Raw genomic sequence first — 25,457 nt, forward strand, 5'->3', positions numbered from 1 at the left:
TGCTTTGTATGCTGCGATGTTTTTGGATAGCGGGTACGGATCAATCATTGACCAAAAACAAAATGAGTCCTTTGTAGGTTATAATCCAACATCAGTCACTGATAGAAAAGCAAACGGATTGTATAGCACGGACAAAGATGCAACAATCAAACCCGTTGCATTTGGTTTAACATTGGGATTGAATTTTCAATAAAGGAACATACTTTTTTAAATAGGTTTTAAGGTCTTGAGCAATCAAGGCCTTTTTTGTTTTTGACAAGCATTAGACGACTTAAATAATGCGCCATAGATTTTTTATAAATTTTACGTAATCACATCAAAAATAAAATGGCACTTAGGTAATTCAGGTTTTGGCTTTATTGTAAAGAAATATAGTTTTTTTAGAAAAAAAATTCTGATAATACTCTGTTTTAATAAGTTTAAGCTTTGTAAGACTCTTGATTTAGTTTTTACATCCATGGTAAATGCTGCACTTAGGTTTAGGTTTTTAAATGTGATTTTGTAAAGTGTTGTTCCAATTACGTAGGTAAGGAGATTAAAGAAATGATCCTGATTTTTTTAACTGTAAAGACACAGCATACTGAGTAAGATATCCTCTCTCGAAGTTCTTTTAATACGCTGTAATTGGGGTTGTTTTTAATAATATTTGAAGTTGCTATAGTGCGTAATTCATAAAGATTGTTTATACATTGTATAACAAATATAAATAAAAATTTATGAATTTAATGTATAATATTTGCCCTAGAATTAAAAGTCTAATCATTAATACAGCAATTATGGATACAAATGCATTAACAAAATCGGAAAAAATTAAGCAAAAATTTCAATTGGTAAAAGGAGATTTTACTCCTTCTGAAGCTTCAGATGTAATGATGTCTTTGATTGATGAAAAAATTAATTTTCATCAAAAACAAAGGCTTCAAAAATGGGAACAAAATCACAAATCTAATTCAGATGAAATAGATGACCGCATCAATCAGCTTGAAAAAGAAAAACAAGCTATCAAAGAGTTTATTACTAGCGCCAGAAATTCAAAAAGCAATTTAAATATAAATGGGATTCTTGAAATCACAATCGTAGATAATCAACAATAAAAACTAAAAAAAATGATATTAAAAAATCATCTATCCCTATTTGTTAACAAGATAACCAACTACTTATTATGGTTATTGTTTTTAGGTAATCTGACTTATTTAATATACAACTTTCCAAATGTTCCAGAATGGTACTATGGGAATGTTTTAAAAATTAATGGCTTTACTATACTTATTTGGACACTTGTAACATTCTTTAGTGCGATTATAAGTAGCTATGGAAAAAATTATTTAAAAGGATTTGAATATCACTCTAAATTTTCACTGTTGTGTTTAGGGTTTACGTTTTCCATCATGATTTTTGTAATGTCTAATCATGTATCACTTTTGTTAACGATGTGGCTATTAATGGGGATTTTTATGTCTCAGTTAATAGGAGTAGATTCTCGATGGGGTGAAGCAAGAGAAGCGTCAAAATTTGCTCTTAAATATTTTGTAGCTGGGAGTTTGTTTTTAGGTGCTGGAGTGTTATTATTGGCTTTTCAAACGGAAGCTTTTACCCTAAGCGAGATTATTTCTAAGTTAAGCGATGTGCCTCAAAGCATCACCCTTATCGCGGGTTTGTGTATCATTACGGCCGCTATAATTCAATCGGCAATATATCCTTTCCATCGTTGGTTGCTTTCTGCGATGACAGCACCAACTCCGGCCTCGGCATTGATGCATGCTGGTTTTGTAAACGGTTCGGGAATTTTATTGGCCTTATTTTCCACTGTATTATTTGCTTCGAATACTTTAATTATCCTTTTTATTATTGGAGGTTTGACCGCAGTTATTGCCCAATTTACTAAACTGCTTCAGGTTAATGTGAAACAAAAATTAGCCTGTTCCACCATTGCCCAAATGGGTTTTATGATTATGCAATGTGGTTTGGGATTTTTCAATGCGGCCGTTGTTCACTTACTACTTCATGGGTTCTATAAAGCCTATTTATTTCTATCTGCAGGTGAGGAAATAGGGCATTCGAAACCGCAAAAACCAACGCCAATTAAAATCAAACCGTTACAGGCTATAATTGTACTTTTCTTTGGTATTCTCGGCGCTTTTCTTTTTGCCTATTTAACAGGAAAAGGCACGGAATTGAATAGCAGTATTTTTCTAACACTTATTGTCGCTATTACTGTTGGTCAGGCTACTTACAATATTGTTAAAGAACAAAGTCTAAACCTGTTCCAAAAATCATTTTTGCCGCCACTTTTGTTTGTCTCTGGTATGGTAACTTACGCCTTAATCTATAAGGGAGTAACAGTATTAATGAGTGATATGCCAATGGTAGTTGTGCCTTTATCATTATCTGTATTTGAAATAGCGTTTGGGATTCTATTCTTAGCAGGCTTTTTTATAATGAAGTTAGGTGTCTACCGCAACTATCCATGGCTTTATGCGAAATTGTTAAATATATCTCAACCCTACAAAAAAACTGTTTTAATGTATAAATCGAAATCATTATGATCAATCCAATCATTCAAAAAAGTATAGAAGAAGCATCTCAAGTCGTAGGAAAGACTTGGCCTTTGTATTCTTTTGTAACTTCGAATCCGTTATCAGGTTATGAGGGAATGCCTTTTAAAAATGCAGTAAATCAAGCACGAAAATTTCTTAATGCTAATGTATTTCCAGAAACCAATTTATTCCGTCAAGCATGGGAAAAGGGTGAAATTGATGAAAAGGTACTTTTAGAATTGCTTAAAGAAAACCAACTGTTAGAATCTCCTGAGTATTACTTAAAACAGATGGCAACTTACAAAAAAAGCGATGCTACAAACAACCATCATGATTTAGATAGAATCATGGCTAAATGGCTCGCCGCCTTTATGGATGAAGGTTTGGCAGAATGGGAAATGCCTAATAAAAGCGAAGGGTTTTATAGCGCTTGGCGCAAACTGGCGGTATATGATACTGATCTGCCCAAAATGACAATTGGAGAAATCCCAAAAACAAATACTGAGGCACTAAATGAAGTATTGAATGGTTATTCCGCTGCTGATTTCACTAAAATATTTACCTACCACTTAGCTGCATTACCAGGCTGGACGGGATACATAAACTACCGAAGCAAATCCAATTCACAATGGCAACAAGAATATCCTATCACCTTAGAAGATTATCTAGCAGTTAGATTGTGGATCGCCCAAAAAATAGGGGCTGAAATTTATCCGGAAGGCAATGATAGTTTAACAATTTCATCCCTATCTAGCTTGCAATACATTTGGTTAAAAGCATGGGAAAAAAGCTGGCAAAAAGAACTTATAAATGTATTAGACAACCAACAGATAAGTAGTTCAACTGCCAAAAAAGAAGAACAAGTTCCAGACGCTCAACTCGTGTTTTGTATTGATACTCGATCAGAGTTAATACGAAGACATGTAGAGAGTAAAGGGCATTATGAAACTTTTGGATATGCTGGTTTTTTTGGGATAGCAATGGATTATGAAAGTTTAAAAGATGGTTTAACACGCAAATCATGTCCTCCTATTTTAAACTCTGCCTACCATGTTTCAGAAGTTCCGCAAGTGAGTCATACTGAGAAAGCACAAGCATACAAGCAAAGCAATGATGTTTCAAACTTCAAGGAATATTTTCTAAAAAGAATGAAAAACATGCTTCCTTCTGCCTTTGGATATGTTGAAGGCGCGGGATTCTTTTATGGGATGTCTTTAATAGCAAGAACACTCATGCCAGGTTATTTATATAGACTTAATAATAAGAATAGAGCTGATTATGAAGCTGTTTTTGAACCGCAGATTAGGAATACGTGTACTACTGAACAGGCACATATTACGATTCCTCTAGAAGAAAAAGTAGCGATTGTAAAAGGCGCTTTTGATTTAATGGGATGGGAAAAACTTGCGCCATTAGTTCTTTTTATAGGTCATGGAAGCCATTCTGCAAACAACCCTTTTGGTTCCAGTTTAGATTGTGGAGCTTGTGCTGCAAGTCCTGGCAGGCATAATGCAAGAATGCTAGCCAAAATAGCAAATATCCCCAAGGTGCGACAAGCTTTGAAAGAGAATCATAATATTGAAATCCCAAACAGCACCATTTTTATTGGAGGCGAGCACAATACCACTACAGATGCCATTTTGCTGTTCGACTCAGAGATTCCAGACTCTCACAAAGAACAATTGCAAAAATTGAAATTAGATTTGCTAAAAACACAACAAACGGCAACACAAGAAAGGCTGGGTGTTGCCAATAACAGTGTTTCTTTTGCTAATAAAAAAGCGAATAACTGGGGAGAAACCAGACCTGAGTGGGGCTTGGCTAAAAATGCAGGGTTTATTGTTGGACCGCGAGAATTAACAAAAAACAACAATCTAGACGGGCGTTGCTTTCTACATTCGTATAATTGGGAGACAGATAAAAGCGGGAAAGCACTAGAAGCCATCATGCAAGGACCCATGGTAGTAACCCAGTGGATAAACAACCACTATTATTTTTCAACTGTTGATAATGAAGTTTTTGGCGGAGGATCTAAAATAACCCATAATATCACAGGAAAATTTGCGGTGGTTCAAGGAAATGGTGGCGATATAAAAATGGGACTTCCGCTGCAATCTGTAAAACAATCTGATGAAGAAATGTACCACCAACCTTTAAGATTATCAGTCATAATAAATGCGCCATTAAAAAGAGTGAGTGAAATTCTAGAAAGAAACGAACACCTCAAAAACTTACTCGATAATGAATGGATTTATTTGATGGTGATGGATCCATTAGATGGAAACAAGATACAGCACTATCAACAAAACCTCAATTGGGATTCTACTAGTCAAAAAAGTAACACTAACAATGTAGTAGAAATGATGACTACGTAGTAATTCACTATCAAACAAATAAAGCCGTTTCATAATTTGAAACGGCTTTATTGTTTTTATCAACCCCTCTTTTTTCAAAGGAGTCAAAATAGTTATCTTTAAATTTCTTAATTCTAAGGTAAATAAAAGACTATTTAAAAAAAAACGATAAAGTTGAATATATAAAAACAGGTCTAAAGCCAAATTTATGATTTGAATTTGGTACGTATAGAAAAGAATAATTCTGTTTATATTTCTTTTGATTGTTGATAACTTAGCTATTTATTTACCCCAAAAAAACCTAAATTTGGAGTTCTATTTTTGCGATTACTACTAATTTTAAAGTGTTAAAAACCAGTTAAATACACGGTTTAAATTTAAAGATTTAGACTCCCTCCCCTTCGGGGAGGGTTGGGGAGGGAACTTATGTACTTAATATTCGATACCGAAACTACAGGATTACCAAAGCGTTGGGATGCACCCATCACTGATACTGATAACTGGCCGCGTTGTATACAAATTGCATGGCAGCTGCATGATGATATGGGGAAACTCGTAGAGCATCAGGATTATTTAGTAAAACCAGATGGATTTAATATTCCGTATGATGCAGAACGAATTCACGGTATTTCGACTGAATTAGCGGCAGAAAATGGAATTTCCCTAGCGGAAGTTTTGGAGAAATTCAATGAGGCATTGGGTAAAGCGAAGTTCATTGTAGGTCAGAACCTGGGTTTTGACTTGAATATTATGGGTTGTGAGTTTCATCGTTTAGGGGTAGAAAGCCAAATGAGTACTATGCCAGTTCTCGATACTTGTACGGAAGTTACTGCTTCCTTATTAAAATTACCTGGTGGTCGTGGAGGTAAATTTAAACTACCTACGTTAACGGAATTACATAGTTTTCTTTTTAATAAAGCATTTGGAGAAGCGCACAACGCGACTGCCGATGTTGAGGCAACAACACGTTGTTTCTTAGAATTAATTCGAAGAGAAAATTATACCAAAGAGCAACTGGATGTGCCAGCTGGTTATTTTCAGGAATTTCAGAGTAAAAATCCAAGGGAGATTCAGCTTATTGGGTTAAAGCACATCAATTTAAAAGAAGCTTCTGATGCCATCCGTCAGCAATTTGGCGAAAAGCAAACAGCCACGGTTTCAAAACAGGAACTTTCAGAGAATAAAAAAGTACTGGTTGATACGGATTTTGTCCATTTACACAACCACACTCAATTCTCTGTTTTACAATCTACAATAAGTATTGCGCAGTTGGTAAAAGCAGCTTCGAAAGAAAAAATGCCTGCAGTTGCAATGACGGATCATGCTAACTTGATGGGGGCTTTTCACTTTGTTCGTGATGTTTTAAACCATAATAAAGCGGCTGAAGCCAAAAATGCAGCCTTGGTTGAAAACGGTGAGGAACCTACAGAAGTTTCGATGAAACCTATAGTAGGGTGCGAGTTTTTTGTTTGTGAAGATCATAAAGACAAATCCCGTAAAGATAATGGCTACCAAATAGTACTTTTGGCGAAGACCAAAAAAGGCTATCATAATTTGGCTAAAATGTCTTCAATAGCCTATACTCAGGGTTTTTATTATGTGCCCAGAATCGACAAGAAAGTTATTCAGCAATACAAAGAAGATATCATTGTGTTGTCTGGAAACCTTAATGGAGAAATTCCGAATAAGGTTTTAAATCTTGGTGAAAACCAAGCCGAAGAAGCCTTGTTGTGGTGGAAAGAAGAGTTCAGGGAAGACTTCTATATTGAAGTGATGCGTCACAATCAAGAGGATGAAAACAGAGTGAATACTACTTTGATTTCTTTGGCTAGAAAGCACGAAGTGAAAATAGTGGCTACTAACAACACTTTTTACATCGATAAAGAAAATGCCAACGCACACGATATTTTATTGTGTGTTCGTGATGGTGAGAAACAAACTACGCCTATAGGTCGTGGTCGTGGATATCGTTTTGGGTTGCCCAATCAAGAATACTATTTCAAGACAGGCGATGAGATGAAGCAACTCTTTACGGACTTGCCTGAAGCGATTTCAAACTTGTCTGAAATTGTCGATAAAATCGAAATATACAATTTAGCAAGGGAAGTTTTGTTACCCAAGTTTGAAATCCCTGAGGAGTTTTTCGTTCCAGAAGATGCTTTAGATGGCGGAGTGAGAGGAGAAAATTCCTATTTACGTCATCTTACTTACGAAGGTGCAAATAGAAGATATCCTGAAATTACAGAGGAAATACGAGAGCGTTTGGATTTTGAATTACTGACTATTTCTAACTCCGGTTATCCGGGATATTTCTTGATTGTACAGGATTTAATTGCCGAAGCCCGAAGCATGGGTGTTTCGGTAGGGCCAGGGCGTGGATCTGCTGCAGGATCAGTAGTGGCTTACTGTTTGAAAATTACAAACATTGACCCATTGATGTATAATCTGCTTTTTGAGCGTTTCCTGAATCCCGATCGTGTGTCACTACCCGATATTGATATCGATTTTGATGATGAAGGACGAAGCAGTGTAATGGATTATGTGATCCGGAAATACGGTTCAAAACAAGTGGCACAAATTATCACTTATGGTAAAATGGCGACTAAATCTGCAATTAGAGATACGGCCCGTGTACTAGATTTACCTTTATTTGAAGCTGATAAAATAGCCAAATTAATTCCGGGGATGATGCCTGGAAAATGGAATCTAGCCCGATTTTTAAATGAAGACGAAGCATTAATAAGGAAAGCGGTTCGTCCAGAAGAGTTTGATAAAATTAAAGAATTAATCGCTCTAGCTGGTGAAGATGATTTGGGAGGCGAAACCATTCAGCAGGCTAAAGTGTTGGAGGGGAATTTAAGAAATACAGGAATACATGCCTGTGGGGTGATTATTACGCCTAGTGATATTACTGATTTTGTTCCTGTGGCTACCGCCAAAGATTCTGATTTGTATGTGACACAGTTTGACAACTCGGTGGTGGAAACCGCAGGTTTGTTAAAAATGGACTTCTTGGGTTTGAAAACACTAACACTTATTAAAGACACGGTCAAATTAGTAAAATATAGAAATGGAATTGATCTCGATCCAGATACCTTTCCTATTGATGACTTAAAAACGTACGAGCTTTTCCAACGTGGAGAGACAGTGGGGATTTTTCAATATGAATCTGCCGGAATGCAGAAATACATGAAGGAATTGAAGCCAACGGTTTTTCCCGATTTGATCGCCATGAATGCGTTGTACCGTCCGGGTCCGATTGCTTATATCCCAAGTTTTGTAAAAAGGAAAAATGGAGAAGAGGAAATTATTTATGACCTTGATGCCTGTGAAGAATTATTGAAAGATACTTATGGGATTACCGTTTACCAAGAACAGGTAATGCTTTTGTCCCAAAAACTGGCTGATTTCTCAAAGGGTGATGCCGATGTTTTGCGTAAAGCGATGGGGAAAAAGCAAAAAGATGTCCTTGACAAAATGAAGCCTAAGTTCATTAGTCAGGCTGCGGCCAAAGGGCATCCGGAGGACAAGTTAGAGAAAATATGGAAAGACTGGGAAGCCTTTGCTGAATACGCGTTTAATAAATCGCACTCTACTTGTTATGCGTGGATTGCCTATCAAACGGCTTATCTAAAAGCCAATTATCCTGCTGAATATATGGCTGCGGTATTGTCTAATAATATGAGTGACATCAAGCAAGTTTCTTTCTTTATGGAGGAATGCAAGCGTATGGGACTAGAAGTATTAGGTCCAGATGTAAATGAGTCCTTCTATAAGTTTACTGTAAACGATAATTATGCCGTTCGATTTGGGATGGGTGCCATCAAAGGAGTAGGAGCAGGAGCAGTAGCTACCATTGTCGAAAACAGAAAAGACGGAAAATACAAGTCGGTTTTTGATTTGACCAAACGTATAGATTTGAGAGCTGCTAATAAAAAAGCATTAGAAAATCTTATACTAGCAGGAGGATTTGACTCCTTTTCGGGCACCTTGCGTTCGCAGTATTTTCATGATGATGGCGACGGAATTACCTTTTATGAAAAGGCGATAAAGTATGGCGCTAAATTTCAAGAAAACGAGAACTCGTCTCAGGTGAGTTTGTTTGGGGAAAGTAGTGATGTGCAAATTGCTGAACCTATCATTCCGCCTTGCGAGGACTGGAGTACGATGGAAAAATTGGCAAAAGAGAAAGAAGTTGTAGGAATCTACATATCAGGACATCCATTAGATGATTACAAATTTGAGATGAAGTATTTTTGTAATGCCAAGTTGGAAGCACTAAGGAGTTTAGAGCTTCATGTGGGCAAGAGCCTGACTTTTGGCGGAATTATAAATAATGTGCAGCACAGGGTAGCTAAAAACGGAAAAGGCTGGGGAATATTCACTTTAGAAGGATATGACGAAAGTTATGAGTTTAAGATTTTTGGAGAGGAATACCTAAAGTTCCGTCATTTCTTTATTCAGAACAATTTTACCTATATGAAAGTTTTGGTCAAAGAAGGATGGGTGAATCAAGACACCGGTAAAAAAAGTGAGCCAAGAATACAGTTTATGTTGGTGCAATATTTACAGGACGTATTAGATGATTTTGCAAAAAAACTAATTGTTTTACTAAATATAAGTGACTTGGATCCTGATTTTATTCATAAGCTGGGGCATCTTTTTTTCGAAAATAAAGGAGATGATCAGGTGACTTTTGAAATCATGGAATTAGAAAAAGTCAAGAAAATAGTTGAGGCTACACCAATTACTGCAGATGGTGAAACGGACGATTTTATTGATGAAGCTGATGCATTGGAAATCTCTGAATCTGTAGAAACAGAAACTGCTGCTGTTGTGGAAGTCGAGGAAATTAAAGTAGTCACTAAATTAACGATGGCAAGTAGGAAACTGAAAATAAAGATTTCAAATGAGTTGTTGTTTGAATTAGAGAAAATGCAAATTAACTTTAAGCTGAATTAAAGTATTAAAATTCGAGATTTAGAATCGCATAAATGGCCGCCTGAATTGAGCGCGATAACGTTTGAAAAACGTCTTTTTCTGTAATGAAAAGGACATTTTTTTATTTTTAAAACTGGTTTTTAAAACTTTAACAGTTTGTTTTTTCTTTGTAACTCGTTGATTTTTATATGCATGCATAATATTTTTTTAATAAAGCATAATTTGTTAGTAAATACAGAATATAAACACAGTAAAACCTTGTATTTTTGTTAACATTAACAAAAAAAAATATTATGAAAAAGAACCTATTTTTATTAGGATTAATGGCTTGTTCTATGACTATGATGGCGCAAACTGACAAAAATGAAAGCAAGAAAGAAAGCTGGTATTTCAAAGCGGGTGGGTCGTATTTTACTCAAACTGCTTCAACTGAATTTCCAGTTGTTGGAGGTCAATTGCCAAATAGAGATGTTTATGTTGGGACTTTAGGAGCTAATAAATTAGCTTCAAGAGAAAGTGTAACTGGTTCTTTTGGGGAAGGTTTTAGAACTGGAATCACTGCTGGTTATAGATTTAATACTCGTTTGGGTCTTGAAATGGGAGTTAATTATTATTCTAGTAATGATAAAACTATGGCGCAAACAACGAATAGACTTATTTCGTATAATCCAGCTACTAGCCCAGCAGCAACGTATTTAAATTTTACTGCTAAAGGACAAATTACTGCTTTTGATTTAGCTCCGGCTTTGGTTTTGTTTTTAGGTGAACATGCAGGTTTTGAGCCTTATACTAAAGTTGGTGTTATTGTTCCAGTTCACGGTACATTAGATATTGAGACAAATCGAGAATACATAACATTTGTAGGTGCTAATCAAGTAGCAAAAACGGATGCTTATTCAAAAGATGTAGTTAAACCAAATCCAACTCTAGGTTTTATGTCAGCGATAGGTACTTCATACAAACTAGGAAAACATATTTCTGCTTATGCGGAGTTAGAGTATCGTAACTTTACTGTACATGGGAAAACTAAAGAAACTGAAGTTTATACTGAAAATGGTGTAGATAAGCTTAATGCTACTACATCTTTTAGAAAAGCATCATATGCTGCAATCCATACTGATTATGTGAGTAGTTTAAATGGAAGTTCGAACAATGAAACTTACAATAGTGCTGGTTATGATGAAACAAAACCAATGAACGAACTAAGTTCTTACGTAGGTATTAGTGGTTTAGGATTAACTTTAGGATTGAAATATAGCCTATAATTCTAACAACCATAAATTATATAAAGACCTTCTGAAAAGAGGGTCTTTTTTTTGGGTCATAAGTTTTATGATAGTCGAATTGCCCTAGCCCTGATCGTAGCGGCATCCTTTTTATGCTGAATTTTATTCAGGATAAAAAGATATAGCGAAGAGCGGGAATAGCTTCTAATTAAAAAAAACATTATTTTAAACTGTTTTTTATAAATGTTGACAATGCACTTATAGCCAAAACTAATTTGGGAATAGTGTTTCATTTGGTTTTAATGCTTAAATTTGTATCCAAGTTTTGAATGAGATTAGAACTTTAAATTTTAAATATAAAAATTATGGCTTTAGCAATAACAGATGCTACTTTTGAAGAAGTAGTTTTGAAATCAGATAAACCAGTAATGGTAGATTTTTGGGCAGCATGGTGCGGACCTTGTAGAATGGTTGGACCAATCATTGACGAATTGAGTACTGAATACGAAGGAAAAGTAGTTATCGGGAAAGTAGATGTTGATGCAAACCAAGAATTTGCTGCAAAATACGGTGTGAGAAATATACCAACAGTATTGGTTTTTCATAACGGTGAGGTAGTAGGGAAGCAAGTAGGAGTGGCTCCTAAGCAAACTTACGCAGATAGTTTAGACGCGTTGTTGTAATCAGTAGATTGCAATTTATATAGAATTTATTTTAAATTCAGATTAAAGGTTTGGCGAAAGTCAAACCTTTTTTTTGTTTTAACTTGATTTTTTTGAGCTTTTAAATTGTGATTGTGTTTTGTAATCTTTTAATTTTTAAATCATTCAATCTTTTAATAACTTTGAAAGATGAAGATTGAATCGCAAATAGAGAAAGTTTCGAGTTTCCAACATCTTGAATTGTTGGCAAATCAGGTTGTGGAAGGATTTATCTCCGGGATGCATAAGAGTCCGTTTCATGGGTTTTCGGCTGAATTTGCAGAGCATAAAGTGTATAATGTTGGCGAAAGCACGAAGCATATCGATTGGAAGTTGTTTGCTAGAACAGATCGCTTGTATACAAAGCGTTTTGAAGAAGAAACTAATCTAAGGTGTCATATCATTATTGACAACTCCTCCTCCATGCATTACCCTGAGTTAAAAGCGAATCAAAATTTTTATGAAAATAAAATTGGCTTCTCAGTTTTGGCTTCTGCGGTTTTAATGAATCTCCTTAAGAAACAACGAGATGCCATAGGGCTTAGTGTGTTTTCAGATACCTATGAGTATTATGCTCCTGAAAAAGGCAGTGATCGCCATCATAGAATGGTGTTGGATGCTCTTGAAAATACTTTGATTAGACCTGTGGTTAAAAAAAACACAGATACCATAACTTTTTTGCATCAGATCGCAGAGAAAATGCACAGGCGTTCTATGATCATATTGTTTACAGACATGTTTCAATCAGGATCAGGAGATGAAGCATTGTTGAGTGCGCTACAACATTTAAAGCATAACAAGCATAAAGTAGTTTTGTTTCATGTTGTAGACGCTAAAACAGAACTCAATTTTGACTTTGATAATGTTCCCAGAAAGTTTATCGATGTGGAGACTGGGGAGTCGATTTCAGTTTTTGCAGATAATGTGAAGAAAGAATATGAAAAGCAAGCTGCTTTGTATTTTAAAAAACTAGCGTTAAGTTGTGCTCAAAATAAGATTAAGTATGTTCCAGTAAATGTTAGTGATAATTTTGAAAAAGTTTTACTAACATACTTAGCTGAAAAACAAAACTTTGGATAATGAATTTAAAAAAATAGCTTTTTTTAATTGCAAACGCTTGTGTAAGTCGAAATGAATTGTATCTTTGCAACCGCAATAACGTTGAGGTCTGGTAGTTCAGTTGGTTAGAATACCTGCCTGTCACGCAGGGGGTCGCGGGTTCGAGTCCCGTCCAGACCGCAATATTGGGGAAAGCCTTTCTTAACGGAGAGGCTTTTTTGCCCCTTTAAAGTATCTAAAGTTAGTTGTGTTGTTTGGTCGAGTTGGTAGCAACGAGACCGGGTTTAGTAGTTAGACCAATGAAAAGCTTTCCATGTTTCTGAATTTATTCAGAACCTACGGATGGCTTTTTTGATTTTCTACAAGTTGGGTTTGTTTGTTGGGAATCATAGGATTAAGTCGAAAACCTGTGGCCTAGGTATACAATTTAGCTAATTTAAAAACAATGTTCTACGTTTATATTTTATACTCAGAATCACTTAATGTGTACTATAAAGGCTTTACTTCAAATGTGGAAGGAAGACTAGAGTCTCATTTATTGGGTAAAAGTGATTTTACTTCTAAGGCAAAAGATTGGAAATTGGTTTACACTATGGATTTTGAGACAAAGCGCTTGGCTTTGGTTGAAGAGAAACGACTTAAGAAACTCAATAGGGCTTCAATAGAGAAAATAATAGCGAAGTAAGTAGGTTTCGAGTCCTCTCGTTCCAAAAAACGAGACAATATTGGGGAAAGCCTTTCTTAACGGAGAGGCTTTTTTGCCCCTTTAAAGTATCTAAAGTTAGTTGTGTTGTTTGGTCGAGTTGGTAGCAACGAGACCGGGTTTACTAGTCTCGTCCGTAAGACGAGATGAAAAGCTTTCCATGTTTCTGAATTTATTCAGAACCTACGGATGGCTTTTTTGATTTTCTACAAGTTGGGTTTGGTTGTTGGTGTCTAAAAAATGGGATTAAGTCGAAAAAGTTCGATTTTTACCATACAAGGTATCGTGATTATTTATAAGAGCGACTTAAAAAATTTGATTCAGATAGAATTTATAGGGATAGTAAAACCACTAGGTTGGAGATTTTTTCGTTCTAATTCCAAGTTTTTGCCGAGTAGAAAAGAGGGAATAGTGAATTTATAGGGCGACTAAACTTATAATTTTTTAAATACTAGACTGATGTTTAGTATTTTGTAAAAATGTCACTTTATTAAGGATATTTTTTTAATTTTAGTGTTGGTTTTAAAGTAAAATGTGTTGTATATTTGCAACCGCAATAACGCTGAGGTCTGGTAGTTCAGTTGGTTAGAATACCTGCCTGTCACGCAGGGGGTCGCGGGTTCGAGTCCCGTCCAGACCGCAATATTGGGGAAAGCCTTTCTTAACGGAGAGGCTTTTTTTATTTTATAATTGATTAACTCAGGAATCTGTGGAGTCGCAAAAATTACGATTAGAATCAAAGCAGCTCTAATCGATATTGCCATACTATTGTGATAAATAATCCAAAAAATGCTATAGAAATTAAAAACTGCATAAAAGTGGAAGCAAGGAAACCAATAAAAGAGCCTGTGGCAGCTTTTAAAGCGCGTTTGTGATTTTTAGAATCATACATAACTCTCCAATAAAAGCACCTGCAAAAGCACCAATAAGAAATCCAAAAGGAATGGGAGAAAGAAGGCCAATAACCAATCCGATATTTGTTCCCCAAATTCCATATTTACTTCCGCCAAATTGCTTAGTTCCCTTAGAGGGAATTATATATTCCAATAATGAAATGATAATGGTAACCGTAAAGGTGATGCCAAGAATCCAATAGTTATCAGGAACAGCGTTGGTAAAATAAAGAAAAACAAGTCCGAGCCAACTAATCCCAGGACCTGGTAAAACAGGAAGTACACTTCCTAGAATTCCAACAAGCATGCAACAAAAGCCAAGGATTAACAGAAGAGTATCCATAAAATTTTATTTTTGTATTTTTGAAAAAATAAATGCAGCAGTCATTTATCAAATGAATATGAGAAATTTAGTTTCAATGCTTTTTATAATCCTTTTTTTGAATTCGGCTTTGGCTCAAGACAAGGGTGATGTCAACTTGAAAGAAAAAATATATAACGAGAACAAAGCAAAAGTATTGAATTTTTCGATGAAAGATTTTGACCGCCTCTTTTTTGAGTTTTTAGATAAAAAGGCAATGCCAGATTTGATCCTTACAAAGGAAGAATTTTATAAATTTACAATTCAAATTGCCGCTTTTTCAGATCGATTAGAGTCTTTGTATCCAGATCAAAAAGAAATGGCTGAAGCGAGCAAGAAAAAGTGGTTTGTTGAAACCTACGAAGATTATTTGCTTTCGAAACAATCTCAAAAATAATAATTGTATTTTTATAGCATATTATTCCAATTCAAAAACAAAACATTGAAGCACTATTACTTTTTTTTAGTATTCTTACTTTTTAATTCCTGCCAGTACTTCGAAAAGCAAGTGCCTTCGGAAAAGGAATTATTGCAAAAAGAGTTGAAATCAATCAATTGGAAAGAAGTGGATGAGTACCCTTCGTTTGTCGATTGTGATAAATTAGACAATAAAACAAAACGGCAACGATGTTTTTTTGAGTATTTAACCGAATTAATTCAGCAAAAATTGAGTAGTGATACGCTTTCGATTCTGTATCCTGAATTGGACACCATCGAGGTTAAAGTGACCATTTTTCCTAATGCAAAAATGCAATTTGAGCCGCAATTTCCCAAAGATTCAGTTGCTTACGATACCATTAAAATCGATAGTATTCTACATGCCAGATTGATTGATTTTCCAAAAGTCAACCCTGCCATCAAGCGCGGAATTCCAGTAAAAACACAGTTTATACTTCCTGTGATTCTTAAAGTAGAATAATTTAAAATAAAATAATTTGTACTAAGGAGCTATTCCTACGTTCCTTTTTATCTTATGTACAACTCTGGTACGCAAGGATGTCATTTCCATTAGGGCTGTGGCTTTAGCGTAAATAGTATATTTTGTTCAGACAACCATTTAAAAGCTAAAATGATCTTCCTTTCCACTCATATTTTCCAAACAAAGAATACAAGGCCACACTAACGCTAAAAAAGGGATATAAAATACTGCTCAAAATCACAAAACGCATTCTCATAGGAGTTAAAAAGTGATTTGACTGTGAAAGTAAAATAAAATCAACTAGAAATTTTATTACTACCAAAAGAGCAAAATCCAACAACGAAATCAGGCCAAAAAACCAAAATAGGAATCCTAAAACCCAACACAAATTTCCAGCAAAAACAATCAATCCTAATGCTTTCCCGAAAGTACTTTGATAAGAAGTTGTCTTTGACGCCCAGCGTGCTCGTTGGTAAAATAAAGATTTCCAGTCATCTAAAGGTTTTGTTGTGATGATGTTGCTTTTTGATTTCACATAATGCACATTGTCAGGAAACCGCGCCATCGCTTTTTGCAGCAGGAAAACATCATCTCCGCTTGCGATGGTATCATTGCCGCTAAAACCATTCAGCTCTTTAAACAGCGATTTCGTATAAGCTAAGTTGGCACCGTTGCACATAAAACCTTTTCCAATTCCAAAACTACCTATGGTAGCTCCTTGCAGACTCGCTAAATCTAATTGTTGGAAATGATTCAAGAACGTATTTTTGCAGTCATACGTTACTGCTCCAGCAAGCATACTTACATTATGGTTTTGAATGTAGTTGTCCAATGTTGCAAGCCAGTTTTCGGGGACTACACAATCTGCATCGGTGGTGATGATCCAATCGCTCTTTACGATTTGCATGGCGGTGGTGATTGCATCTTTCTTTGGAGAATTAGAAGCTCTAATGTTGTCTATTATTCGAACTGAAAACTGAAAGCTAGAAACTGAAAACTGTTCTTCTGACTCGTCATCGACTAAGATAACTTCAAATAATTGATTTGGGTAATTCAACTTAGAAAAACTGTCTAAAAGTAGCGGTAGGTTAGTCGCTTCATTTCTAAAAGGAACTACGATAGTGAATTTTGTACCGATGACTATTGGGATTGGCTTTAAGCCAATAATTTCAAAGGAATTAATTTTTGTAAAACCATAACTAAGCCACACAATAGTAATGCAGTAAATAATTATAATAATTATGAAAACATATAGCATAAACACACTTTTAGGTTTCGTCTCCCTCTTTTTTGTAGAGGGCTGGGGTGAGGACTTTAAAATTCAGCACATAATAACTTCCTATAATAACTGGCAGAACGACATTTAGAAACCACATTAAGGTCGAAATAAAAACGACAATCCACTCGTTGACCCCTAGAATTCCAAACAAATAAATAGCTACGCTCCCTTTAACAGCAAAGTCTAGAAACTGAAATGTAGGCAATGAAGAAGCTAAAAAATAAACGCAAGTTACTGCAGAAATCAATGTTAAATAGGGTAAATCGACATCAAAAGCGAGAAACAAAAAGTAGTACTGATGCGAAAAAACGAGATAGCGAAAAATGCCTAAAAAGATATTTTTTTGGTGAATCCGTTTTGGAATCTCATTGATTTTATGAATTAGTTTTTCAATCGAATAACCTTTTATTGTAATTTTTTTTATGGAGAATAATATAATAAAAGTAAGGATTAAAATGCCAAAAAGGATTGCGGCTGTTTTTGTTGTAATCACATGATATTGTGCATTAAAATACAATAAACCAAATAGTCCGATGATTACGGTTAACACCATTTGGATTCCGTTGCAAATCAAGTTTAGAAATACCACTGTTTTAGTTTCTGACTTATCAAAGAACATGGCTTTTCCGGCATAGTCGCCTACGGCATTTGGGGTAAAAACCCCTCCTGTTAGTGCTGATAGAACTTGTTTAGTCGCTTCGCTTACAGAAATGGGTTTGAGATAAGAGACTAAGTTTTGCCATTTTAAAATTTCTAAATACCTATTGATTACACTCAATAATAAAATGAAACCAATTCCGGCAACCGACTGATTTTTCTTAAATAAAACGAGAAACTGAGCCCAATCGAGTTTGTCGTTATTTGCCAGCTGGTTGTAAATAAAATAAAAGGCACCGCCTACAATCAAAAGTTTGATTAGAACTACGAGGAATTGCTTAGTTTTGTGAGGAATCGAAATCATTGAGGCAAAGAAAAGAAAACTATTGTGAAAATGCTATTTCGTAATGGTTTGCAAATACTTTGTGTAACGCGAAAAATCTTCCGCAAAGATTCGCTAAGTTATTAAAGTAATTTTGCGATTCTCTGAGACTTCTTTGCTAGGCTCTGCGTAAGGAAAAAAACTTTGTGTCTTTGCGCCTTCGCGGCAAAAAAAAACGAACTAAAAAAATGGCAAACGAACGCATCATATTAGGAATTGACCCAGGAACCACTATAATGGGTTTTGGTTTGATACGAGTTATCAATAAAAAAATGGAATTTATTCAGTTAAACGAATTGCAGTTGAATAAAATGGACGACCATTATATGAAACTGAAACGTATTTTTGAACGCACCATTGAATTAATAGATACGCATCATCCAGATGAGATTGCGATTGAAGCTCCTTTCTTTGGTAAAAATGTACAATCGATGTTGAAGTTGGGTCGCGCGCAAGGTGTTGCTATGGCAGCGGGACTTTCGAGAGATATTCCCATTACCGAGTACGAACCGAAGAAAATAAAAATGGCTATTACCGGAAACGGAAATGCAAGCAAGGAACAAGTCGCCAAGATGCTACAACAATTGTTAGGTTTAAAGGAATTACCTAAAAACCTAGATAGTACTGATGGATTGGCAGCTGCTGTTTGTCATTTTTTCAATTCTGGAAAAGTGGTTGGAACGAAAAGCTATACTGGTTGGGATGCTTTTGTGAAACAAAATGAAGAGAGAGTGAAGAAGTGATGGGTATTCAGATTTTTAGTGGTCAGTAGGAACTATAAAAAAGACAGGATTTAGTTAACAGTTCTGAGTTCTGAGTTACAGTTTTAAAATAATATTCAGTGATCAGTTTTTTAGTAATCAGCGTAAGTAATTAAAAAATAGTATTCAGTTTATAAAATGTAAATATGAGATTTCAAGATTTATTAGCTTATAAAAAATCATTTGCATTAGCAATGAAGATTTTTGAAATTACAAAAGCTTTTCCAAAAGAGGAAACCTATTCGTTAACGGATCAAATTCGGCGATCATCTAGAAGTGTTCCCGTTACAATGGCCGAAGCATATAGAAAAAGAATTTACCCAAAACATTTTTATAGTAAATTAACTGATTCTGACGGAGAAAACTCAGAAACACAAGTTTGGTTAGAATTTGCTTTGTCTTGTAAATATATTTCAGTTGACATTTATCAGGAACTTATTTCTGAAAGTATTGAGGTTGGAAAGCTAGTTAATTATATGATTTTAAATCCCGAGAAGTTTGGAGTAAAAAAAGAGTAGTTAGTAGATATAGCTGAATACTAAAATTCTGCTCACTGAACACTTCTCTCAGACTGAACACTAAAAACTGAATACTATTTATGAGCGGAATCTACATACATATTCCTTTTTGCAAGCAAGCTTGTCATTACTGTGACTTTCATTTTTCGACTTCGATGAATAAGAAAGAAGAAATGGTTTTGGCTTTGGCCAAGGAAATTCAAATGCGCAAAAGTGAATTTAAAAACGATACAATAAGGACTATTTATTTTGGTGGAGGAACACCTTCGGTATTGACTTCAGACGAAATTAATTTTCTGATTGATGCAGTTTATGAAAATTATGAGGTTGCGGATAACCCAGAAATCACACTTGAAGCCAATCCGGATGATTTGTCCAGTGAACGGATTTTGGAACTTTCGAAAAGTAAAATTAATCGTTTGAGCATCGGAATCCAGTCTTTCTTTGAAGATGATTTGAAGATGATGAATCGGGCGCATGATTCGGCGGAAGCCCAAAACTGTTTAGAAGAAGCCACGAAGTATTTCGATAATATTTCGCTTGATTTGATCTATGGAGTTCCGGGAATGAGCAATGAGAAATGGAAGCAAAACATTAAAAAGGCGTTGTCTTTTGGGATTCCGCATATTTCTAGTTACGCTTTGACGGTAGAGCCTAAAACGGCTATGAATAAAATGATTCAAACCGGAAAAATGGAAGCACCCAAAGACGAAGTGGCTCAGGAACATTTTGCGATTTTAGTAGAAACACTAGAGATGAATGGTTTTATTCATTACGAATTATCAAATTTTGGAAAAGAGAATTACTTTTCAAAAAACAATTCTGCTTATTGGTTAGGGAAAAAATACATGGGCATTGGCCCTTCGGCACACAGTTATGATGGTGTATCCCGCAGTTGGAATATTGCGAATAATCCTTTGTATTTAAAAGCAATTCAGGTTGGTAAATTACCAAACGAAATTGAAATCTTATCAGAAGCGGATCGTTATAACGAATATATTATGACCGGTTTGCGAACCATTTGGGGGGTTTCACTGGATAGAATTCAAGCGGAATTTGGACAAATGTATTTGGATTATTTGATGAAACAAGCTCAGAAATTCCTGAATGATGAGTTAGTTTTTATTGAGAATAACATTTTGAAACCAACAAAAAAAGGAAAGTTTCTGACAGATGGTATAGCGTCTGATCTATTTTTGGTAAATTTGGAATAATATAAATACTAAGCACACAAAGGAAGCGGCATGCTCACAAAGCTTTGTGGACTTTGCGGTTAAGGAAACTATGATAGCAACAATAAATAATTTTCAAGTAGACTTATCAAAACCCATTGATATTTCGATTCCGTTATCTAATACAGATGCGAACCCTATTGCTTGGTATATTGAAAAGCCAGTAATTGACCCCGTTCGTTTTGGAGAATGGGTCGGAAAAGTATCCGAAGGGATGTCTTCGACTAATTTTAACAACATTCTTTTTAATCCGCACGGACATGGGACCCATACGGAATGTCTGGGTCATATTACACGTGAATTTTACAGCATCAATCAATTGTTGAAACAATTTTTTTTCATTGCTGAACTAGTTTCGATAGAACTGGAAGATCAGGATAGGGATTTTGTTGTTACCAAAGAGGCTCTTGTTAGTGCTTTAGAAGGGAAAACGCCGGAAGCAATAGTTATTCGAACCTTACCAAACGCCGAGGATAAATTATCCCGAAAATATTCACATACAAATCCGCCGTTTTTGGATGAAGATGCTGCTTTGTTTCTTCGCGAAAGCGGAATCCAACACTTACTAATCGATTTGCCTAGTGTAGATAAAGAAAAGGACGAGGGGAAACTCTTGGCACATAAAGCATTTTGGAATGTGACTCACGTGAATAATTTAAATTCAGATGCCCGATTAGACGCTACTATAACTGAGATGATTTACGTTTCAGAGGATATTCCAGACGGGACTTATTTACTAAATTTACAAATTGCTTCTTTTGAAAATGATGCGAGCCCGAGCAAACCTGTTTTATATGCTATTGTGAATACTGAAATTTAGATATGATAACTGTTTCTACCGATAAAAGTAAATTAGACATTTCTTTTATTCAGCATTTTCTAAAAGATATTTATTGGGCAGCTGGACGAACAATCGAGGAGGTACAGACTACAATTGACCATTCATTTTGTTTTGGAATATATCTTGATGAGCAACAAATTGGCTTTGCAAGAGTAATTACAGATTATGTAGTTTTTGCTTATGTGATGGATGTATTCATTACTGAAGAACATCGCGGAAAAGGATATTCCTCCATTTTAGTTGATGCAATGATGAAGGAGCCGCAATTAAAAGAAGTTCAAATATGGAGATTGGCAACTGCTGACGCACATTTTTTGTACAAAAAATTTGGGTTCACTGTTTTGGCAAAACCAGAGAGAATGATGGAAAAAACCAATAAATAATTTTTTAACGGAATTATACATGAACCTAGAAACCTATTACGAATATTGTCTTTCTAAAAAAGGAGTGACTGAACACTTTCCTTTTGATGAAGATACGCTGGTGTTTAAAGTAGGAGGTAAAATGTTTGCTTTGACTTCTTTGACAAAATGGGAATTAGGAGCGCCCGCTATTAATTTAAAATGTGATCCTGATCGTGCGCAAGAACTTCGGGCACAATGTGATGACATTAAGCCAGGGTTTCATATGAGTAAAATACATTGGAATACCGTTTCTATAAATAAGGACGTCCCAGATTCACTTATTAAAGAATTGATCGATCACTCGTATAAATTAATTTTTAAAAGTTTAAAAAAGAAAATACAACAGGAGATAGAGAACTCTTAACGCCATTCGTCGACACTTATCGTCGACTCAACTATAGCAATAGATTAATTACCGAATAAGGAATTGTTTTTATTATATTCGGAATATATTTATTTGTAAAAATTATATCCCAAAAAAACATGAGCAAGGCGCTAAATATATTGTTAATTGAAGACGACGAAATTGAAGTGATGAAGTTTAATAGGGTTTTGAGTGCCTTAAAATTAAGTCATAAAATTTTTGAAGCCAATAATGGAGAGGAAGCTATTGAAATATTAAAAGTGAAAGAGGTTGTTCCAGATATTATCGTTTTAGATTTAAATATGCCAAAGATTAATGGAATTGAATTTTTGAGAATCTTAAAAGCAGATGATTATTTGAAGTATATTCCAGCTATTATTTTAACTACTTCAAGTAATCGTAAAGATATTTTAGAATGTTATAGAATAGGGATTGCGGGTTATGTTATCAAACCTTTGAAATACTCTGATTATGTCGATAGAATCACGAAACTAATTGAGTATTGGAGTTCAAATGAATTAATTACCAACTAGAATATATGTACGGAATAGTAAATAAATCAATAGAAGACTTAGTTATTGCTAACTTTGGAAGAGATAAATGGGAAGCTGTTCGCGAAAGAAGTGGTGTAGACATTGATTTTTTTTTAAGCAATGAAATCTATGATGATGAGGTTACCTACAAAATAGCTACTGCCGTTTCTGAGGAAATGAATATGACATTAAGTGAAGTTTTGATTGCCTTTGGTGAATGGTGGGTGGTCAAAACTACAAAAGAAAAATATCCCGGATTAATGGAATCTGGAGGGAATAATTTACGAGATTTTTTAATAAATTTACCTAACTTCCATAACCGAGTAATGTTGATTTACCCTAAACTCACTCCGCCAGAATTTAAAGTAAGTGATATTTCTGCAAAAGGGTTGAATTTGCATTATTTTTCAAAAAGGGAGGGTCTTCAAGATTTTGTTAGGGGTATTATTCAAGGATTAGGAATTGTTTACAAAACCCCTGTTGTCCTTGAGTTAATTCAATCTAGAAATGAGGGAAGTTCACACGAAATATTCAAAGTAAATTGGTAGACAGATGAGTGGATTAGGACTATATTTTAATGAAGAAAGCTTTAATAGATTATTTCCCTTTTATTTCCAGTTAAGTCCCGATTTTCGGATATTAAATTTTGGAAAAAGCCTTGCTAAAGTATGTCCAGACCTTGAAAAAGAAAATTTATTTACAGATTTTTTTGAAATAGTGAGGCCTCATATAAAAACTATTTCTTTGGAAGAAATTATTAAAAATAGCGACCAACATATTTTATTAAAGTATTCCAAAACGGAGCTCTTGCTAAGAGGTCAGTTTGAACAAACGGGAGACAGCTTGTTATTTGTTGGCTCGCCCTGGTTCACTTCTATGAGTGAAGTAATTGATAGGAAATTGACCTTCGAAGATTTTGCTCATAACGACGCATTGTTAGATTTGCTCCATGTTCTAAATAATGCAGAGAATACTTCAAAGGAGTTGAAGGAGTTGTTACTCACAATCAATACTCAGAAAAATCAGCTTAAAAAAGATAAGGAGGAACTCAATAGACTTTCTTATGTAGCTAGTGCTAATAAAAACGGTGTTGTTTTTACTAAATTAGACGGAAGTATTTTTTGGTGCAATGATGCTTTTTTAGCATTAACGGGCTACTCTAAATCAGAAATCATAGGAAGAACCCCCATTGAATTAGGGAGAACTATGGATACAGATAAAGAGGAAATAAAAAAGATGATTGATTCGTTTTATGCAGGTAAGTCCTTTGAAGTCGAGTTACTACATGCTCGAAAAAATAGTACCCCTTTTTGGTCACGAGTAAAAGCACAGCCTATCACTGATTCCCAAGGAAATGCTATGCAATATTTTGCAATGCTGGAAGATATTTCACTTAAAAAGAGATATGATGAAAGCCTAGAGATTGAAAAAGAAAAATACAGAGGCATTATTGCTAATATGAATTTGGGTTTATTAGAGGTAGATCTCAACGATAAGATTCTCATGGCAAATCAAAGTTTTCTAGACATGAGTGGTTATGCTATTGAGGAAATGGTAGGGCATAAAGCAAGTGGATTGTTTTTGACCCAAGAGAGTAAAAAAATACTTCAATCAAAAGATCGGTTGCGATCTGAAGGCATCTCTGACTCATATGAGATGAATGTCAAGGATAAAAATAATGAAGATAAAACTTGGCTCATCAGTGGAGCGCCTAATTATGATGTTCAGGGTAATTTAATAGGCTCAATAGGAATTCATCTAGATATTACGGATCAAAAAGAGCAAGAGCAACAACTCTATCTTCTTTCTTTAATAGCTGAAAAAAATATAAATGCAGTAATTATTTGCGATCCTAGTGGCAATATTGAATGGGCTAACACCAGTTTTCTGAAAATGTCGGGCTATACAGAAAACGAAATTTTAGGTAAAAAACCAGGAAAATTACTTCAAGGAGCCGACTCTAATAATGAAACAGTGACTTACATGAGCGAACAAATTGCGAAAGGCTTGCCGTTTAATTGTGAGCTTGTCAATTACTCTAAAAACAAAGAAAAATATTGGGTACGAATTCAAGGGCAAGCCTTGTATGATAAAAACGGAGTTATCATTAAATTTTTCGCTATTGAAGAGGATATAACAGCTTGGAAAGTACTTGAGGAGCAAAAAGAAAATTTAATAAGCGATTTAGCAAAAACTAACAAAGAATTAGAAGATTACGCGCAAATTGTTTCGCATGATTTAAAATCGCCTTTGCGAAGTATCAATTCGTTAATTTCATGGATTAAGGAAGAGAATGAAAAAGATTTTGATGAACAAACAATGAAATATTTTTCATTAATTGAACACAAGGTTGAAAAAATGGATCATTTGATTGAAGGGATTTTAACCTATTCAAAAATTGATAAAGAAGTGTCTAAGGGGGAGAATGTGAATACCAATGATATTGTAAAAGGTATTATTGATATGATTCATGTTCCAGAACATATAAAAGTCACAATTAACAACCCACTACCCATTATAAAAGCAGATCGATTTAGAATTCAACAGTTGTTTCAAAATTTAATTGGAAACGCAGTGAATTATATCGATAAAGAAAGTGGATTGGTTGAAATAGCCTGTGAGGAATTCAGCTCTCACTATGTATTTTCCGTAGCAGATAATGGAGTAGGAATGGCAAAAGAAATTCATTCTAAAATTTTCGAAACTTTTAAAGCATATACTACTAGCAAACACTCAACGGGGTTAGGATTGTCTATTGTGAAAAAAATAGTTCTCTTCTATAAGGGAGAAATTTGGCTAGACAGTGAAGAAGGAAAAGGGACTACCTTCTTTGTGAAACTAAAAAAATAACT

General features: G+C 34.9%; 22 protein-coding genes, 2 tRNA genes and 1 pseudogene. 22 read left to right on the forward strand and 3 right to left on the reverse strand.

Annotation, left to right across the window (positions count from 1 at the left end):
- The 11 genes from BMW63_RS18195 to BMW63_RS14350 form a co-directional block, all read left to right on the forward strand.
- Positions 1–193, forward strand: a 193-nt coding sequence (locus tag BMW63_RS18195) for a hypothetical protein (RefSeq protein WP_175460299.1), incomplete at its 5' end; no start/stop codon positions are given.
- Between the two features lie 523 nt (positions 194–716).
- A complete protein-coding gene (locus tag BMW63_RS14300) occupies positions 717–1,094 on the forward strand; it encodes a hypothetical protein (RefSeq protein WP_083380514.1) in 378 nt (125 codons plus the stop codon).
- 12 nt (positions 1,095–1,106) lie between these two features.
- A complete protein-coding gene (locus BMW63_RS14305; RefSeq protein WP_074724159.1) occupies positions 1,107–2,546 on the forward strand; it encodes a proton-conducting transporter transmembrane domain-containing protein in 1,440 nt (479 codons plus the stop codon).
- Positions 2,543–4,912: a DUF2309 domain-containing protein gene (locus BMW63_RS14310; RefSeq protein ID WP_074724160.1), complete on the forward strand. Its 2,370-nt coding sequence runs from the start codon at positions 2,543–2,545 to the stop codon at positions 4,910–4,912. Before BMW63_RS14305 ends, BMW63_RS14310 begins: the two co-directional genes overlap by 4 nt.
- A 405-nt stretch (positions 4,913–5,317) precedes the next feature.
- Entirely contained in the window at positions 5,318–9,853 is a 4,536-nt protein-coding gene (gene dnaE, locus BMW63_RS14315) for a DNA polymerase III subunit alpha (RefSeq protein WP_074724161.1), read from the forward strand.
- Positions 9,854–10,125: 272 nt separating this feature from the next.
- Positions 10,126–11,097 (forward strand): outer membrane beta-barrel protein, encoded by a 972-nt coding sequence (locus BMW63_RS14320; RefSeq protein ID WP_074724162.1) that lies wholly within the window; start codon positions 10,126–10,128, stop codon positions 11,095–11,097.
- 326 nt (positions 11,098–11,423) lie between these two features.
- Entirely contained in the window at positions 11,424–11,741 is a 318-nt protein-coding gene (trxA, locus tag BMW63_RS14325) for a thioredoxin (RefSeq protein WP_072945763.1), read from the forward strand.
- 168 nt (positions 11,742–11,909) lie between these two features.
- Positions 11,910–12,839: a DUF58 domain-containing protein gene (locus BMW63_RS14330; RefSeq protein ID WP_074724163.1), complete on the forward strand. Its 930-nt coding sequence runs from the start codon at positions 11,910–11,912 to the stop codon at positions 12,837–12,839.
- 85 nt (positions 12,840–12,924) lie between these two features.
- Positions 12,925–12,998, forward strand: a tRNA-Asp gene (locus BMW63_RS14335).
- Positions 12,999–13,263: 265 nt separating this feature from the next.
- Positions 13,264–13,503 carry a GIY-YIG nuclease family protein gene (locus BMW63_RS14340; RefSeq protein WP_074724164.1) on the forward strand — a complete coding sequence of 80 codons (240 nt, stop codon included), beginning with the start codon at positions 13,264–13,266 and terminating at the stop codon, positions 13,501–13,503.
- Between the two features lie 584 nt (positions 13,504–14,087).
- Positions 14,088–14,161, forward strand: a tRNA-Asp gene (locus BMW63_RS14350).
- A gap of 96 nt (positions 14,162–14,257) precedes the next feature.
- On the opposite strand, the pseudogene BMW63_RS14355 reads toward BMW63_RS14350, so the two are convergent.
- Positions 14,258–14,757, reverse strand: a pseudogene (locus tag BMW63_RS14355) (DUF456 domain-containing protein).
- Between the two features lie 58 nt (positions 14,758–14,815).
- Here BMW63_RS14355 and BMW63_RS14360 point away from each other — a divergent pair.
- Positions 14,816–15,172, forward strand: coding sequence for a hypothetical protein (locus BMW63_RS14360; protein WP_074724166.1), 357 nt, complete (start codon positions 14,816–14,818; stop codon positions 15,170–15,172).
- A 45-nt stretch (positions 15,173–15,217) separates the two neighbouring features.
- On the forward strand, positions 15,218–15,694 hold the full coding sequence (locus BMW63_RS14365) for a hypothetical protein (RefSeq protein WP_074724220.1): 477 nt from the start codon (positions 15,218–15,220) through the stop codon (positions 15,692–15,694).
- Positions 15,695–15,839: 145 nt separating this feature from the next.
- On the opposite strand, the gene BMW63_RS14370 is transcribed toward BMW63_RS14365, so the two are convergent.
- Positions 15,840–16,952: a glycosyltransferase family 2 protein gene (locus tag BMW63_RS14370; protein WP_074724167.1), complete on the reverse strand. Its 1,113-nt coding sequence runs from the start codon at positions 16,950–16,952 to the stop codon at positions 15,840–15,842.
- A gap of 10 nt (positions 16,953–16,962) precedes the next feature.
- The gene (locus BMW63_RS14375; protein WP_074724168.1) at positions 16,963–17,934 is read right to left on the reverse strand and encodes a lysylphosphatidylglycerol synthase transmembrane domain-containing protein; all 972 of its coding nucleotides are present in this window, start codon (positions 17,932–17,934) and stop codon (positions 16,963–16,965) included.
- A 206-nt stretch (positions 17,935–18,140) separates the two neighbouring features.
- On the opposite strand from BMW63_RS14375, the gene ruvC reads away from it, so the two are divergent.
- The 9 genes from ruvC (at position 18,141) to BMW63_RS14420 (ending at position 25,455) form a co-directional block, all read left to right on the forward strand.
- On the forward strand, positions 18,141–18,695 hold the full coding sequence (gene ruvC / locus BMW63_RS14380) for a crossover junction endodeoxyribonuclease RuvC (protein WP_074724169.1): 555 nt from the start codon (positions 18,141–18,143) through the stop codon (positions 18,693–18,695).
- A 164-nt stretch (positions 18,696–18,859) separates the two neighbouring features.
- Positions 18,860–19,231: a four helix bundle protein gene (locus BMW63_RS14385; RefSeq protein ID WP_074724170.1), complete on the forward strand. Its 372-nt coding sequence runs from the start codon at positions 18,860–18,862 to the stop codon at positions 19,229–19,231.
- 80 nt (positions 19,232–19,311) lie between these two features.
- Complete coding sequence (gene hemW / locus BMW63_RS14390; RefSeq protein WP_074724171.1) at positions 19,312–20,445, forward strand: radical SAM family heme chaperone HemW; 1,134 nt, start codon at positions 19,312–19,314, stop codon at positions 20,443–20,445.
- Between the two features lie 70 nt (positions 20,446–20,515).
- Entirely contained in the window at positions 20,516–21,283 is a 768-nt protein-coding gene (locus tag BMW63_RS14395) for a cyclase family protein (protein WP_074724172.1), read from the forward strand.
- Positions 21,284–21,285: 2 nt separating this feature from the next.
- A complete protein-coding gene (locus BMW63_RS14400) occupies positions 21,286–21,687 on the forward strand; it encodes a GNAT family N-acetyltransferase (protein WP_074724173.1) in 402 nt (133 codons plus the stop codon).
- A 19-nt stretch (positions 21,688–21,706) separates the two neighbouring features.
- Positions 21,707–22,072, forward strand: coding sequence for an MmcQ/YjbR family DNA-binding protein (locus BMW63_RS14405; protein ID WP_074724174.1), 366 nt, complete (start codon positions 21,707–21,709; stop codon positions 22,070–22,072).
- Between the two features lie 119 nt (positions 22,073–22,191).
- Positions 22,192–22,605 (forward strand): response regulator, encoded by a 414-nt coding sequence (locus BMW63_RS14410; protein ID WP_074724175.1) that lies wholly within the window; start codon positions 22,192–22,194, stop codon positions 22,603–22,605.
- Between the two features lie 5 nt (positions 22,606–22,610).
- Positions 22,611–23,153 carry a heme NO-binding domain-containing protein gene (locus BMW63_RS14415; RefSeq protein WP_074724176.1) on the forward strand — a complete coding sequence of 181 codons (543 nt, stop codon included), beginning with the start codon at positions 22,611–22,613 and terminating at the stop codon, positions 23,151–23,153.
- A gap of 4 nt (positions 23,154–23,157) precedes the next feature.
- Positions 23,158–25,455 (forward strand): PAS domain-containing protein, encoded by a 2,298-nt coding sequence (locus BMW63_RS14420; RefSeq protein WP_074724177.1) that lies wholly within the window; start codon positions 23,158–23,160, stop codon positions 25,453–25,455.
- The last annotated feature ends 2 nt before the right edge of the window (positions 25,456–25,457 follow it).

The organism is Flavobacterium frigoris (assembly GCF_900111075.1).
Classification (GTDB): Bacteria; Bacteroidota; Bacteroidia; order Flavobacteriales; family Flavobacteriaceae; genus Flavobacterium; species Flavobacterium frigoris.

What these genes read in the sequence shown, in the direction of transcription:
- BMW63_RS14300 (WP_083380514.1), top strand. Translation starts at nt 717, where the DNA reads ATGAATTTAATGTATAATATTTGCCCTAGAATTAAAAGTCTAATCATT.
- BMW63_RS14305 (WP_074724159.1), top strand. Translation starts at nt 1,107, where the DNA reads ATGATATTAAAAAATCATCTATCCCTATTTGTTAACAAGATAACCAAC.
- BMW63_RS14310 (WP_074724160.1), top strand. Translation starts at nt 2,543, where the DNA reads ATGATCAATCCAATCATTCAAAAAAGTATAGAAGAAGCATCTCAAGTC.
- dnaE (WP_074724161.1), top strand. Translation starts at nt 5,318, where the DNA reads ATGTACTTAATATTCGATACCGAAACTACAGGATTACCAAAGCGTTGG.
- BMW63_RS14320 (WP_074724162.1), top strand. Translation starts at nt 10,126, where the DNA reads ATGAAAAAGAACCTATTTTTATTAGGATTAATGGCTTGTTCTATGACT.
- trxA (WP_072945763.1), top strand. Translation starts at nt 11,424, where the DNA reads ATGGCTTTAGCAATAACAGATGCTACTTTTGAAGAAGTAGTTTTGAAA.
- BMW63_RS14330 (WP_074724163.1), top strand. Translation starts at nt 11,910, where the DNA reads ATGAAGATTGAATCGCAAATAGAGAAAGTTTCGAGTTTCCAACATCTT.
- BMW63_RS14340 (WP_074724164.1), top strand. Translation starts at nt 13,264, where the DNA reads ATGTTCTACGTTTATATTTTATACTCAGAATCACTTAATGTGTACTAT.
- BMW63_RS14360 (WP_074724166.1), top strand. Translation starts at nt 14,816, where the DNA reads ATGAGAAATTTAGTTTCAATGCTTTTTATAATCCTTTTTTTGAATTCG.
- BMW63_RS14370 (WP_074724167.1), bottom strand. Translation starts at nt 16,952, where the DNA reads ATGCTATATGTTTTCATAATTATTATAATTATTTACTGCATTACTATT.
- BMW63_RS14375 (WP_074724168.1), bottom strand. Translation starts at nt 17,934, where the DNA reads ATGATTTCGATTCCTCACAAAACTAAGCAATTCCTCGTAGTTCTAATC.
- ruvC (WP_074724169.1), top strand. Translation starts at nt 18,141, where the DNA reads ATGGCAAACGAACGCATCATATTAGGAATTGACCCAGGAACCACTATA.
- BMW63_RS14385 (WP_074724170.1), top strand. Translation starts at nt 18,860, where the DNA reads ATGAGATTTCAAGATTTATTAGCTTATAAAAAATCATTTGCATTAGCA.
- hemW (WP_074724171.1), top strand. Translation starts at nt 19,312, where the DNA reads ATGAGCGGAATCTACATACATATTCCTTTTTGCAAGCAAGCTTGTCAT.
- BMW63_RS14395 (WP_074724172.1), top strand. Translation starts at nt 20,516, where the DNA reads ATGATAGCAACAATAAATAATTTTCAAGTAGACTTATCAAAACCCATT.
- BMW63_RS14400 (WP_074724173.1), top strand. Translation starts at nt 21,286, where the DNA reads ATGATAACTGTTTCTACCGATAAAAGTAAATTAGACATTTCTTTTATT.
- BMW63_RS14405 (WP_074724174.1), top strand. Translation starts at nt 21,707, where the DNA reads ATGAACCTAGAAACCTATTACGAATATTGTCTTTCTAAAAAAGGAGTG.
- BMW63_RS14410 (WP_074724175.1), top strand. Translation starts at nt 22,192, where the DNA reads ATGAGCAAGGCGCTAAATATATTGTTAATTGAAGACGACGAAATTGAA.
- BMW63_RS14415 (WP_074724176.1), top strand. Translation starts at nt 22,611, where the DNA reads ATGTACGGAATAGTAAATAAATCAATAGAAGACTTAGTTATTGCTAAC.
- BMW63_RS14420 (WP_074724177.1), top strand. Translation starts at nt 23,158, where the DNA reads ATGAGTGGATTAGGACTATATTTTAATGAAGAAAGCTTTAATAGATTA.